Source organism: Mesorhizobium sp. L2C084A000, from assembly GCF_000502875.1.
Lineage (GTDB): Bacteria > Pseudomonadota > Alphaproteobacteria > Rhizobiales > Rhizobiaceae > Mesorhizobium.
Window position 1 is genome coordinate 89,297 of the sequence record NZ_AYWX01000013.1, and the last position, 12,008, is coordinate 101,304.

At 63.5% G+C, this 12,008-nt stretch carries 12 protein-coding genes; 4 read left to right on the forward strand and 8 right to left on the reverse strand.

What is annotated here, in order from left to right:
* On the reverse strand, window positions 1–2,412 hold the full coding sequence (locus X735_RS142055; protein WP_023813116.1) for an FAD-dependent oxidoreductase: 2,412 nt from the start codon (window positions 2,410–2,412) through the stop codon (window positions 1–3).
* Between the two features lie 295 nt (window positions 2,413–2,707).
* Here X735_RS142055 and X735_RS142050 point away from each other — a divergent pair, with 295 nt between their 5' ends.
* Both X735_RS142050 and X735_RS142045 read left to right on the forward strand, forming a co-directional pair.
* The gene (locus X735_RS142050; RefSeq protein ID WP_023813117.1) at window positions 2,708–4,192 is read left to right on the forward strand and encodes an esterase-like activity of phytase family protein; all 1,485 of its coding nucleotides are present in this window, start codon (window positions 2,708–2,710) and stop codon (window positions 4,190–4,192) included.
* Between the two features lie 181 nt (window positions 4,193–4,373).
* Complete coding sequence (locus X735_RS142045; protein WP_245273277.1) at window positions 4,374–5,834, forward strand: MATE family efflux transporter; 1,461 nt, start codon at window positions 4,374–4,376, stop codon at window positions 5,832–5,834.
* Window positions 5,835–5,867: 33 nt separating this feature from the next.
* Here the strand turns inward: X735_RS142045 and X735_RS01000000166255 are convergent, their stop codons facing one another.
* The 3 genes from X735_RS01000000166255 to X735_RS1000000166865 form a co-directional block, all read right to left on the reverse strand.
* Window positions 5,868–6,689 carry an MFS transporter gene (locus X735_RS01000000166255; protein WP_245273283.1) on the reverse strand — a complete coding sequence of 274 codons (822 nt, stop codon included), beginning with the start codon at window positions 6,687–6,689 and terminating at the stop codon, window positions 5,868–5,870.
* Entirely contained in the window at window positions 6,644–7,090 is a 447-nt protein-coding gene (locus X735_RS1000000169995; protein ID WP_245273278.1) for an MFS transporter, read from the reverse strand. The genes X735_RS01000000166255 and X735_RS1000000169995 overlap by 46 nt, the downstream gene beginning before the upstream one ends.
* A 184-nt stretch (window positions 7,091–7,274) precedes the next feature.
* Complete coding sequence (locus tag X735_RS1000000166865) at window positions 7,275–7,676, reverse strand: SH3 domain-containing protein (protein WP_023813119.1); 402 nt, start codon at window positions 7,674–7,676, stop codon at window positions 7,275–7,277.
* 240 nt (window positions 7,677–7,916) lie between these two features.
* Here X735_RS1000000166865 and X735_RS142040 point away from each other — a divergent pair, with 240 nt between their 5' ends.
* Window positions 7,917–8,492 (forward strand): TMEM175 family protein, encoded by a 576-nt coding sequence (locus X735_RS142040; RefSeq protein ID WP_023813120.1) that lies wholly within the window; start codon window positions 7,917–7,919, stop codon window positions 8,490–8,492.
* 53 nt (window positions 8,493–8,545) lie between these two features.
* Here X735_RS142040 and X735_RS142035 read toward each other — a convergent pair whose 3' ends face one another.
* Window positions 8,546–8,827: a hypothetical protein gene (locus X735_RS142035; RefSeq protein ID WP_023813121.1), complete on the reverse strand. Its 282-nt coding sequence runs from the start codon at window positions 8,825–8,827 to the stop codon at window positions 8,546–8,548.
* A gap of 187 nt (window positions 8,828–9,014) precedes the next feature.
* On the opposite strand from X735_RS142035, the gene X735_RS142030 reads away from it, so the two are divergent.
* Window positions 9,015–9,881, forward strand: a complete 867-nt coding sequence (locus X735_RS142030; protein WP_023813122.1) for an SDR family NAD(P)-dependent oxidoreductase — start codon at window positions 9,015–9,017, stop codon at window positions 9,879–9,881.
* 3 nt (window positions 9,882–9,884) lie between these two features.
* Here X735_RS142030 and X735_RS142025 read toward each other — a convergent pair whose 3' ends face one another.
* The 3 genes from X735_RS142025 to X735_RS142015 all read right to left on the reverse strand — a co-directional run bounded on the left by X735_RS142025 (window position 9,885) and on the right by X735_RS142015 (window position 11,920).
* Window positions 9,885–10,310, reverse strand: a complete 426-nt coding sequence (locus X735_RS142025) for a low affinity iron permease family protein (RefSeq protein WP_023813123.1) — start codon at window positions 10,308–10,310, stop codon at window positions 9,885–9,887.
* Between the two features lie 303 nt (window positions 10,311–10,613).
* A complete protein-coding gene (locus tag X735_RS142020) occupies window positions 10,614–11,255 on the reverse strand; it encodes a DapH/DapD/GlmU-related protein (protein WP_023813124.1) in 642 nt (213 codons plus the stop codon).
* 149 nt (window positions 11,256–11,404) lie between these two features.
* Window positions 11,405–11,920 carry a CreA family protein gene (locus X735_RS142015; protein ID WP_031213595.1) on the reverse strand — a complete coding sequence of 172 codons (516 nt, stop codon included), beginning with the start codon at window positions 11,918–11,920 and terminating at the stop codon, window positions 11,405–11,407.
* Between the last annotated feature and the right edge of the window lie 88 nt (window positions 11,921–12,008).

Here is a 12,008-nt window from a genome sequence, read left to right on the forward strand (position 1 = left end):
TCATTGCCGCATCGCCTTGCCCTCGGGATCGTAGGGCGAGGCCGCGATGACGCGTGCCGGCCGCTCGACGCCCACAATGCGCACCGAAAGCGCCGTCCCCTCCTCGGCAAAATCGTCGTCCACCAACGCCAGTGCGACGCTCTTGCCGATCGTGTAACCAAATCCGCCCGAGGTGACGAAACCGACGCGCCGACTGTCATGCCAGACTGGCTCGAAACCGCTGGCATCGGCATCAATAGCGTCGATCTCCAGCGTCACGATCCGTTGCGAGGCACCGGCGTCGCGCTCCTTCAACGCCGCTTCGCGACCGGTGAAGTCACCCTTGCCGAAAGCGATGAAGCGGTCGAGACCGGTCTGGCCTGGGGTATAGCCCTGCGTGAATTCCCGCGACCAGATGCCGAAGCTTTTTTCCAGTCGCAATGCGTTGAGCGCGTAATAGCCGATTTCGGCCAAGCCGAGATCCTCGCCAGCGCCCAGCAGCGTTTCGCGCAGAGTGGCATGCATGGTCACAGGGCAACTGATTTCGAAGCCGAGTTCGCCCGCGATCGACAGCCTTGCCACACGTGCCTGCACCATGCCGACGTCGAATGCTCCACAAGCCATAAATGGCAGTGCCGCGCCGGAAACATCCTGATGCGTTGTGCGCTCCAGGATCTTGCGCGCATTCGGCCCGGTCAGCAGAAAGCCGCTCATCGTGTCGGACAGGTCGGCGACGGTGACGCCTTCAGCCGCATGGCTCTCGAACCAGCGCATGTGGAATTCCCGGAGATAGTAGGAGCCCATCAGCCAATAGCTGCCGCCGCCCCAGTTGAAGAAGGTGAGGTCGCCCTTCAGCCGTCCGTCAAGACCGAGCATTGGCGCCAGGCCGGCCCGTCCGGGTTTCGGCAGCTTGCAGGCGAGCAGCCGGTCGAGCCAGGCTTCCGCACCTGGCCCCGCCACCGCATAGCGCGAATAGGCCGAGATATCGACGAGACCGGCGGCGCGCCGCACCTGCAGCGCCTCGTCGCCGACGATGTCGAAGGCGTTGGAGCGCCGCAGCGTCGTGTTCTCGGCAAATCCCATCGGCGCGAAATAGGCCGGGATTTCCAGCCCCCATGACGCCGTCCATTCGCATCCCGCCGCGCTCATGCCGTCATAGGCACCGGGGCGTTTCAGCGGCCGGCCGGCGGGCAGCCGTTCATTGGGAAAGGTCATGACGAAGCGGCGCGAATAGAACTGGCGCGTGGTCTGCTTGAGATATTCCCGGTTGGCGGCGAAGGCGCCGTAGCGGGCGATGTCCATGCCAAAAATGTCGGCCTGCGGTTCGCCGTAAATCATCCATTCGGCCAGCGACTTGCCGACGCCGCCGCCCTGGCTGAAACCGGCCATGACGCCGCAGGCGACCCAGTAATTCTTCAGCCCCCGCACCGGCCCGACAATCGGATTGCCGTCCGGGGTGAAGGTGAAGGCACCGTTGACCCATTTGCGGATGCCGGCAGTCGCCAGGCAAGGGAAGCGCTCATGCGCCTTGGCGAGTTCGGGGCTGATGCGGTCGATGTCTTCCGGGATCAGCTCGATGCCGTAGTTCCATGGCGCGCCATCCATGTTCCAGTGCTTCGGGTTCTGCTCGTAAACGCCCAGCAGCACGCCCTTGCGCTCCTGCCGGAGATACGAAAAGCCGTCGAGATCTACGGCGATGCCGATTTCCCTGTCCAGCGCCGCGATCTCGGGAATGTCCTCAGTGATGAAATAATGGTGCTCCATCGGCGTCACCGGCAGGTCGACGCCGGCCATGCGGCCGAGCTGCTTTGCCCACAGCCCGCCGGCATTGACGACATGCTCGGCGATGATGGTGCCCTGCTCCGTGATGACATCCCAGCGACCGTCGGCGCGCGGCTCCAACTCGACGACCCGGTTGCGCAGGATGATGTCGGCGCCGCGCTTTTTTGCAGCGCCGGCATAGGCGTGCGTCGTACCGTACGGGTCGAGATGGCCTTCGTTGGAATCATGCAGACCGCCAAGCACACCGGAGAGGTCGACGATCGGGCAGATCGCCTTGATCTCGTCGGGCGTGACGAGGCGCGCGGTCTCGATGCCAACCGACTGGAACACCGCCCAAGCCGATTTCAGCCACTCCCAGCGCGCGGGATCGCTGGCGATGTTGACGCCGCCCGTCATGTGCAGGCCGATATCCCAGCCGGATTCGGCCTCGATCTCCCGGTAGAGATTGATGGTGTAGTCCTGCAGCGCCGCCACGTTGGGATCCGCGTTGAGCGCATGGAAGCCTGCCGCCGCGTGCCACGTCGAACCGGCCGTCAGTTCGGCGCGCTCGATCAGCGCCACATCGCTCCAGCCGAACCGCGTCAAATGGTAGAGCACCGAGGCTCCCACCACGCCACCCCCGATGACGACTGCGCGGTAGTGCGACTTCAAGGCTTCCCCTCCACGGTTGGTCCGAAGGCCGGACTATATACGCACTAGACATAAGTGTCCAGTACCAGCGCGCGCGGCTTTTTTTGCCGGTCTGAGACTGACGGAATGATCTTCCGCCAGGCGCACGTTTCTATCGGCACGTGAAGAAGACCGCCGGCATGCACTGCGCGCTGTCACGCAAGCATCATGTTCGCGCCGTAGACCGCGTTTCGGGGAGGCCTGCGCGGCATCATCGATGTCGCGCCTCTTTCAGTTTTTTCGTCCCGCGGCACATCCGGCACAAAGAGGATTATCCATGAAACACCTGTATCGAACCGCGTCGCTCGGCGTCGCGCTGGCCTTGTTCACCGCCTTGACGCCGGCCCTCGCCGACAGCACCGCGACCGTCGGCGGCACGAGCTTTGTCAACAAAGGGCTGGTCGGCGTCGGTCGCATCCCGGCCGCTCAGCGCGACAAGTTCGGCGAGACGTTTGGTTCGGGCTCCGGCATGTCGATCGACACATCAGGCTGGACGCATAAGGCCGCTGGCTACAAAGGTTCGCTCTGGCTGCTGCCGGATCGCGGCTACAATGTCGTCGGTACCACCGACTACCGGCCGCGCCTCAACACCATCGGCATCGAGTTTACCCCGGTGGCACCAGATGCGGCACCTGCTGCCGGCCAGCGGCAGACCGGCGTCAAGGCAACGCTCGCCGACACCATGCTTCTTACCGACGACAAGGGGGCTGATGCCACAGGCCTCGATCCGCTCAACGGCGTGCGCGCGGCAAGCGGCGACATGCCGATCCTGCCGCAAGCCGACAATGGCAAGCTGGCGCTCGACAACGAGGCGATCGTGCGGCTGCCCGACGGTTCGATGTTCATCTCCGACGAATACGGCCCGAACATCTATCGGTTTTCCGCCGACGGGCATCTGCTGTCGGCAACCCAGCCACCGGCCGCCCTCGTGCCGATGCGCCACGGCACGCCGAACTTCGCCTCGGACAATCCGGGACCCGGTGCCGCCGAGCCCGATCCGAAGGATCCCGAAACCGGCCGCCAGAACAACCAAGGCCTCGAAGGCATGGCAATGACGCCAGACGGCAAGTTCCTGATCGCCGTGCTGCAGTCGGCGCCCCGGCAGGACGGCGGCGATTCGCCCGCCACGCGCCAGAACACCCGCGCCCTGGTCTACGACGCATCCGACCTCGGCCATCTCAAGCTGGCGCATGAGTATGTCGTGCCGCTGCCGGTGTTCAAGGATGCCAAGGGCAAGACCAAGGTCGCCGCGCAGAGCGAGATCGTGGCACTGTCGGATCAGACCTTCCTGATGCTGGCGCGCGACAGCGGCAACGGCCAGGGCCTGAAGGGCGATGCCTCGCTCTATCGCCAGGTCAACGTCGTCGACCTATCCACCGCGACCGACATCGCCGACAGCGCCTTCGATGCCGCTGACAAGCCGGTCGCCCCCAAGGGCGTCGTCGACCCATCGGTGACACCGGCCAAGCTGACGCCATTCATCGACATCAACGACAGTGCCGAGCTCGGCCGCTTCGGCCTGCACAATGGCGCGCCGAACGACAAGAACAACCTGTCCGAGAAGTGGGAGGCGATGTCGGTGGTCAGCGTGCTCGATGCGAAGCTGCCCGACGACTACTTCCTGTTCGTCGCCAACGACAACGACTTCCTTGCCCAGGACGGTTTCCAGGTCGGCGCGCCCTACAAGGCGGAAGACGGCGCCAATGTCGACACCATGTTCCTGGTCTATCAGGTCACGCTGCCGGGTCTGGCCAAGAAGTAACGACCACTGCACGGACGGGCGCGCTTGGCGCGTCCGCTGGGGCAGCGGCTGATATGAACGGGGGGCAGCGGCTTTCAGCCGTGCGGCGCGTTCGCAAGGGTGCATCTCGGTCCCGCCTGCGATATCATCGTGGACTGGATCCAAATCACCATCCGCCGAGCTGCCCGCCATGGACGAAAAAATGCCCGCGCGCCGGGGCACCGGCGACCTGACCAGCGGCCCGATCCCGCGCACGCTTCTGCTGTTCGCCCTGCCGGTGCTCGGCTCCAACGTGCTGCAGTCGCTCAACGGTTCGATCAACGCCGTCTGGGTCGGCCGTTTCCTCGGCGAATCGGCGCTGACCGCCACCTCCAACGCCAACCTCGTCCTGTTCCTGATCCTCGGCACTGTGTTCGGCATCGGCATGGCGGCCACCATCCTGGTGGCCCAGTCGGTCGGTGCCCGCGACCTGCCCGAGGCGCGCCGCATCGTCGGCACCAGCGCGACGTTCTTCTTCCTCGTCTCGGTTGTCTTCGCGGTCTGCGGCTGGATCTGGGTCGACGCCATTCTCAACACGCTCGGCACACCGGCCGATGCCTTGCCGCTGGCGCGCTCCTATCTGCGCATCATCTTCGTCGCCGTGCCGATGATGAACCTTCTGTCCTTCGTCATGACCGTGCTGCGCGGTGCCGGCGATTCACGCGCGCCCTTCTTCTTCATGGCGCTGGCCGTCGTCCTCGACATCGTGCTCAACCCATTGCTCATCGCCGGCATCGGGCCGTTTCCCGAACTCGGTATCGCCGGCTCCGCCACGTCGACGCTGATCGGCCAGACGGTAAGCGTGATCGCCATCCTGATCGTGCTCTATGTGCGCAAGCATCCGCTGCGGCTGGCCGGCGCCAACCTCGCTCTGCTGCGGCCCGATCCCACCTTGCTGCGCATCGTCGTCTTCAAGGGCGTGCCGATGGGTCTGCAGATGATCGTCATCTCCGCGGCTGCATTGACAGTGATGGGCATGGTCAACTCCAACGGCTCGCAGGTCGCGGCCGCTTACGGCATCGCCGCCCAACTGTGGACCTACATCCAGATGCCGGCGCTCGCCATCGGCGCCGCGGTGTCCTCGATGGCGGCACAAAATGTCGGCGCCGGGCGCTGGGACCGGATCGGCCGCATCGCCGCCTCCGGCGTCGGCTTCAACCTGGTCCTGACCGGCGCGCTGGTTGCCGTGCTGTCGGTTTTCGACCGTTCGGTGCTGAGCCTGTTCCTGAGCAGCGACAGCGCGGCGATCGACATCGCCGTCCACATCAACAATGTCGCCTCGTGGTCGTTCATCCTGTTCGGCATAACCATCGTGCTGTTTGCCACCGTACGAGCCACGGGTGCCGTGATGCCGCCGCTGATCATCCTGGTCATTTCGGTGCTGGTCGTGCGCACCGGCTTCGCCTATTTCATGCGTGGCGTGATCGGCGAGGAAGCGCTGTGGTGGAGTTTCCCGGTGGGTTCGATCAGCTCGCTTATACTGGCCTCTGCCTACTACCGTTTCGGCCGCTGGCGCACCACGCACATGATCGAGAACAGGCCGGCCGCCGGCGAGCCGCCGGACACCGGTCTTGGCGTGCCGCGCGGACGCGCGCATCTTTCGCCTGAAACACCGAACGGCTGAAGCCAACCCGGTTCCGCTGGACAGCTCCAGGGCTCAACGCCCGTGTTGTTTCAGCTCAAAAGCCGGTGCCACCAACGCAAACGCCACGATCACGCAGGCGAACGCCAGGCTGGCGGCGATGGGACTGGCATAGGTCGAAACGATGCCGATGCCGATGACGGGCAAGGCGTTGCCGACAAAGCAGCAGATGAAGAAGCTGGACACCACTTCGGCGCGACGAGCCTTCGGCGCGATCTCGTTCACCACTTGCAGCCCGCCACGGTAACCAAGCGCCGCCGCAACGCCGCAGCAGGCTGTCGCAGCAACCATCAGTGCCATCGAGGCCAGTATCTGCGCCGCCACCACCAACGAGACGCTTGGGATCATCAATGCCAGCGCAGCCAGCATCGCTTTGTTGCTCTTCATGTGCATCAGAACGACAATGCTGATCGCGGTGACGATCGCCAGTTCGAAGAACAGCGCGCCGGCGACGGCGTGGTTGGTCACATGCAGTTGCTGCGCCAGGATGCTCGGCGCCAACGCGGCGTAGAACCCGACCAGCGCCATCGCGCCGAAGCCGGTCACCGCCGGCGCGACGAAGCGCGCACGGATTTCCTCCGGGACGGAAAGTTGCGGCCGCAAGGAAAGCCGCCGCAGGCCGCCCGGCTTCGCCATCGTTTCGCGAGTGCGCCAGACCAGGACCGTTACCACCAAAAGTGCTGCCAGATAGACGATGAAGATCAGCCGCAACGGCCATGGCTCATATTCAGCCAGAAGTCCCGAAATCAGTGCGCCGAAGCCGAGGCCGAGGAAATTGGTGCTGGTGGCGATCACACTGGCGCGCGACTTGTCCGCGCCGGGAAGAAGCTCGGCAATCCACGCAGTTCCGGTCCCCGCGCCGACGCCGANCCGACGCCGATGCCAAGCCCGCTCAGGATGCGGGCGACGTCGAGCGAGACGACGTTTCCGGCAAACAGGAAGACAAGCGCACTGACGATGGCGACAAGCATCGCCGCCAGGCTCGCGGGCCGGCGCCCGACGACATCGGACACCCCGCCGAACATCACCAATGCCGCCAGATTGCCGACGACATACACGGCGTAGATCAGCGTCAGGGTGATTTGTGAAAAGCCGAATTGCTGCTTGTACACAATATAGAGCGGCGTCAGCACCGTGCTGCCGGCAAACAGCACCGCAATCATCGCGGCGACGGTGGGGATTGCAAGAGCGTCGCCACCTGCTCCTTCGTGCGTATGCGCAAAATTGCGAATGGCCATGGCCAACCTCGTCACCAATTTCGGGGATCGAGGATTTAACGCGGTTTCATCCACGACGTTCCAGCCGACAGGGAGGCTCCTGACAGCACCGTGGACATTGCTTGAGCGGGATATCCGCCGGCTGAACAGGCTCGGATCGGGGCCAGCGGCTCCGATCCGTCATCTATCGCTCAACCGGTCGGCCTCACCTGCAGGGGAAGCCGGGCGCGATCTTGCACTTGCCGGGGCGCGGCTTGTGCGGCGGGCGATGGTGCGGAGGACGGTGCGGCCTGTGCTGCCAGTGCGGCCGATGCGGCGGGCGCACGATGATGATCGGCGGTCGAACGATTTGGGAGCGTTCGAGATAACCGGCGCTGGCCCAGCCGCTCACGCCGCCGCCGTGGATTCTACACCAGCCCGGCTGGCAGCCGGTGACATTGACCCTGAAGCCGGCGGGCAGCGTTCCCACTCTGGCGTATCCCGCTCCCGGCCCGCTACGGACGTTGAGGTTGGTCGAGGTGTGGGCGCTGTAGGCGAAGGCCGCGGCCGACGTCCCGAAGACCGCAGCCAGGATGGTCGCGACCACAAGCAGAAAACGAAATCTCATCAGTCCCCTCCATTCGAATCCCGGCCGTACATCTGCTTCGGCCAAGACTGCCCTGCAAGAGGAGCGGCCAAGCCAAGAAAAGTCAACGGTGAGCGGCCGTAATCGTCCTGACCAGCGGGACTGATGCCGGATTTTCCTTGGACATGGTTGAGGAATTTCCCGGTTGCCATTTATTGGCTCCCCAACATCCGCTAGCGTTTACTCTCTTTCGACAATTCATCGCGGGCAAAGATGGGATCCATGGGCAAAGGCAGGGTCGAGGCATTCACCGACGGCGTCGTGGCTATCATCATCACCATCATGGTGCTTGAGTTGAAAGTGCCGCATGGCGAGGATTTCTCCGTCCTGGTGCCGTTGTGGCCGATCTTCTTCTGCTACGTGCTGTCCTTCATCAATGTCGGCATCTACTGGAACAATTTGCACAACATGTTCCACGCCGTGCAGCGGGTCGACGGGCGCGTGCTGTGGGCCAACCTCAATCTGCTGTTCTGGCTGTCGCTGATGCCGGTGACCACAGCCTTCATGGGCGAGAACCACTTTGCGCCGGTGCCGGTCGCGGTCTATGGCACCGACCTCGCGCTATGCGCCATCGCCTACACCATACTCGCCGCCGCGCTGCATCGGCTTCACGGCAATGATACCGCTTTTGCCAAGGCGCTGGGTACTGACCGCAAGGGGAAGCTCTCCCTGGCTGTCTACATCGCAGCCGTCGTGCTGACCTTCGTCAGCCAGTGGATCGGCGTCGCGCTCTATGTGCTGGTCGCGATGATATGGCTCGTACCGGATACGCGCTTTGCGCGGGTGATTGAAAAGTAGCTGTCTTCACGCATTTTCAAGGCAAAGCGTTGCACGTCTTTCCCAGAGTTGCGCTACTTGCGCATCGCTTTCAGTTTTTCCGCCACCGATGCGGCAAGGTCGGCATAGCGCTCCTCCAGCCGTTCCGCGGCCTTGATGATCGAGAAATCATGGCCGAACTTTTCCAGCGCCATGCGCAGCTTCTCGACGAACTCGGCTTGTTTCTCCAGGGCGGAAAAGAGCGTCTTCACCTGCGTTTCGCTGATGTCGGGATTGGCCAGCATCTGCGGCACCTCGCGGCCCATCTGGTCGCCAATGGCGGTCTGTTCTTTCAGGATTGCAACCCAGTCCGTCAATCAGGAAATCTCCGTTTTTCCCCAGGGCTAAAGTTTGTTTTGTCCCCAGGGCAAAATCTCTTTTGCGGAGGCAAAGGGCAACATGCGCAGCCTCGACCGAACTGGTCAACCCGACAAGGCGAGCAGAGGCTTGCACCGACCGGTTCCGGCGCTAAGTTCGGCGCATCGAACAAGGAACCCATCGCCCATGATCACCGACGCCGAGATCCAGACCGCCCTGCCCGCGCTTGCCCCAGGCAATGCCGCCGTGATCACCGGCGCCGCCAGCGGCATCGGTCTGGCGGCCGCCAAGCGGCTTGCACTGATGGGCATGAAGATCGTGCTGGCCGACATTGGCGGCGCGCGGCTTGACGACGCCTCGCGCGCCGTTTCTGCGATTGCCGGCGACGATGCCGTGCTTGCCGTCGCCGCCGACGTTTCGAAGGCGGATGAGGTGGACCGCCTCGCCGAGAGGGCGTTCGGCGCCTTCGACGGCGTGTCGCTGCTGATGAACAATGCCGGCGTCGGCGACAATCCCGGAAAGCCATGGGAAAACCGCGACGCCTGGAAACGGCTGCTGGACATCAATTTCTGGGGCGTCGTGCATGGCGTGGAGGCCTTCGCGCCGCGAATGCTGGCCTCGGCCGGGCCGGGTTTGATCGTCAACACCGGCTCCAAGCAAGGCATCACCACGCCGCCCGGCAACCTTGCCTACAATGTCTCCAAGGCAGGGGTGAAAACCTTCACCGAGGGCCTGGCGCATGCGTTACGCAACGAACCCGGCGCCCATGTCGCTGCCCATCTGCTGATCCCCGGCTTCACCTTTACCGGCCTGACCGAGGGCGCGACGGAAAAACCGGCCGGCGCCTGGACCGGCGAACAGGTTGTGGATTTCATGCTGGAATCCCTGACCAGAGGCGATTTCTACATGCTGTGCCCGGACAATGAGGCGGCCCGCCCGCTGGATGAAAAGCGCATGGCCTGGGCGATCGGCGACATCATCGAAAACCGCCCAGCCCTGTCGCGCTGGCACCCGGACCACAAGGACAGTTTCGCGGCGTTCATGAAAGGCTGATTTTCAGGCCGCCTGCTTTTTCGACCCTCGCTTCCTCGCCACAACCTTCTTCGCCGCCGTGTCGGCGATCTGTTCGTCATGCCGCTTTGCCGCACGCTCGCATTTGGCGCGGATTTCCTCGACTTCGGATTCGGTCAGATGCTCGATGCCTATGAAGTGGTTGTGGCCCTTGCCGACCCGGATCAGTTCGTCGAGCTTGGCCTGGATCGCCGCGCCGTCGCGGTTCTGAGTGTTCTGGATCAGGAAGACCATCAGGAAGGTGATGATGGTCGTGCCCGTGTTGATGACGAGCTGCCAGGTGTCCGAAAAGCCGAAGAACGGACCGCTCACCGCCCAGACGATGACGATCAGGCAACAGAGGGCGAATGTCGGCGGCAGGCCGGCTATGCGGGCGACCCAGTTGGCGACCTTGGTGAAATGCTTTTCCATCTATCGAAATCCTCAACGCTGCGGCGCGATGAGAACAATCAGCGACCGTTTCAGGTTCCCGATGCAAGCAAATACCTCAGGTACAATTGCCTACACGCATAGGGAGAATAGCCTGGAAAACACGCCTTATGGGTTCAATGTCACAATGACCCTGCAGGCGAGAGTGCCTGTTCCTTCCGCTTCACAGCGGTTTAACTCCAGCCCCTTCCGCTGCGCCACCCCCGCATGGCGGAAGGGGTTTCAGTCCGGCGGGCCTTGAAGCGCGTCGCCCGACTCCGTCTCAACGCTACGCACTTGAACTGGTCAGACGGCGTCGTTTTCCCAGCGGTCGAGGAACGCTTCGATCGGCATTGCCTGCATGTCGGGAACCGCTCTGGCGAGCTTCTCGACCGGCCAGTCCCACCAGGCGAGAGCTTCGATCCGCGCCGCCATATCCGGAGCGAAGCGTGGCCGGAGTGCCTTCGCCGGCACGCCGGCGACGATCGCATAGGACGGCACGTCACGCGTCACCACGGCGTTGGCGCCGATGACGGCACCGTTGCCGATGGCGACCCCAGGCATGATCACCGCGCCGTGGCCGATCCAGACATCATGGCCGATGGTCACCGCTTTCGCCCGCCGCCGCTCGCGGAAGGCGGCATCGACGCCCAGCCAGCGAAAATACTCGTTCGGCCGGTAGCTGAGCTTGTGCTGGGTCAGCCGCTCTATGGGATGCTCCAGCGCATTGATGCGGCTGTTGGCGGCGATCGAGCAGAATTTCCCGATCGTCGTGTAGATCGCTTCACAGTGGCGTTCAAAATAAGAGAAGTCGCCGACATTCACCTCGCGCAGCACCACTCGCTCGCCGATCGAGGCATAGCGGCCGAGCTTGCACGCCTTCAGCTCCGCGGTCGGATGGATGCGTGGCTCGGGGTCTTTCGGGACGAGGTTTTCGGAACGGTCCATGCCGGCGGCTTTACCCCCAGGCGATTGGTCCCGCAAGCGGGGCCAATCGTCCGTCAGATCCTTTCCAGCAAGGATTCGCCGAGCGAATGGTCCCGCAAGCGGGACCATTCGTCCGTCCGGCCAGTTCCGGGAAGGAACTGGGCCGCCTGTTACGGCTTGCCTTTGCTCCACACCACGTTCTGGCCGTAGAGCGGCACGGTGGTGACCGACATTTTGGCCGAGCCGTTCTGCACCTGGCGCGAATGCGAGAGATAGATCAGCGTCTCATTGGGCTTGTCGTAGATGCGGTTCACCACCTGCTTCTTCCAGATCAGGCTGATGCCTTGCTTGAACACCTCCTCGCCGCCCTCGCTCATGTCGATGTCACCGATGGTGATCGGACCGGTCTGGCGGCAGGAGATCGAGGAATCGGACGGATCCTCGAACCAGTTGCCCTTGTGCAGGCGATCGATGATGCCGCGATCGAAATAGGAGACATGGCAGGTCACGCCCTCCACTTTCGGATCCTTGATCGCCTCGACGATGATGTCGTTGCCAAGCCAGTCGACGCCGACCTTGCCGACTTCCTCGGCGACAGCAGCACCGGCGCCTAGGACAACGCACGCGGCCAACGCGCCGCCGATCAGTTTTCGCCCAATCAGTCGTCGCCCAATCAGTCGTCGCAAACTAGCCTCCTGCGGTTCGAGTTGCCGGTCACAGGTGGGGCGAGCAGCCCGGCTTTGCAAGCAGATAGGTCAACACCACTGCGGTTGC

What these genes read in the sequence shown, in the direction of transcription:
- X735_RS142050 (WP_023813117.1), top strand. Translation starts at nt 2,708, where the DNA reads ATGAAACACCTGTATCGAACCGCGTCGCTCGGCGTCGCGCTGGCCTTG.
- X735_RS142025 (WP_023813123.1), bottom strand. Translation starts at nt 10,310, where the DNA reads ATGGAAAAGCATTTCACCAAGGTCGCCAACTGGGTCGCCCGCATAGCC.
- X735_RS142045 (WP_245273277.1), top strand. Translation starts at nt 4,374, where the DNA reads ATGCCCGCGCGCCGGGGCACCGGCGACCTGACCAGCGGCCCGATCCCG.
- X735_RS142030 (WP_023813122.1), top strand. Translation starts at nt 9,015, where the DNA reads ATGATCACCGACGCCGAGATCCAGACCGCCCTGCCCGCGCTTGCCCCA.
- X735_RS142020 (WP_023813124.1), bottom strand. Translation starts at nt 11,255, where the DNA reads ATGGACCGTTCCGAAAACCTCGTCCCGAAAGACCCCGAGCCACGCATC.
- X735_RS1000000166865 (WP_023813119.1), bottom strand. Translation starts at nt 7,676, where the DNA reads ATGAGATTTCGTTTTCTGCTTGTGGTCGCGACCATCCTGGCTGCGGTC.
- X735_RS142040 (WP_023813120.1), top strand. Translation starts at nt 7,917, where the DNA reads ATGGGCAAAGGCAGGGTCGAGGCATTCACCGACGGCGTCGTGGCTATC.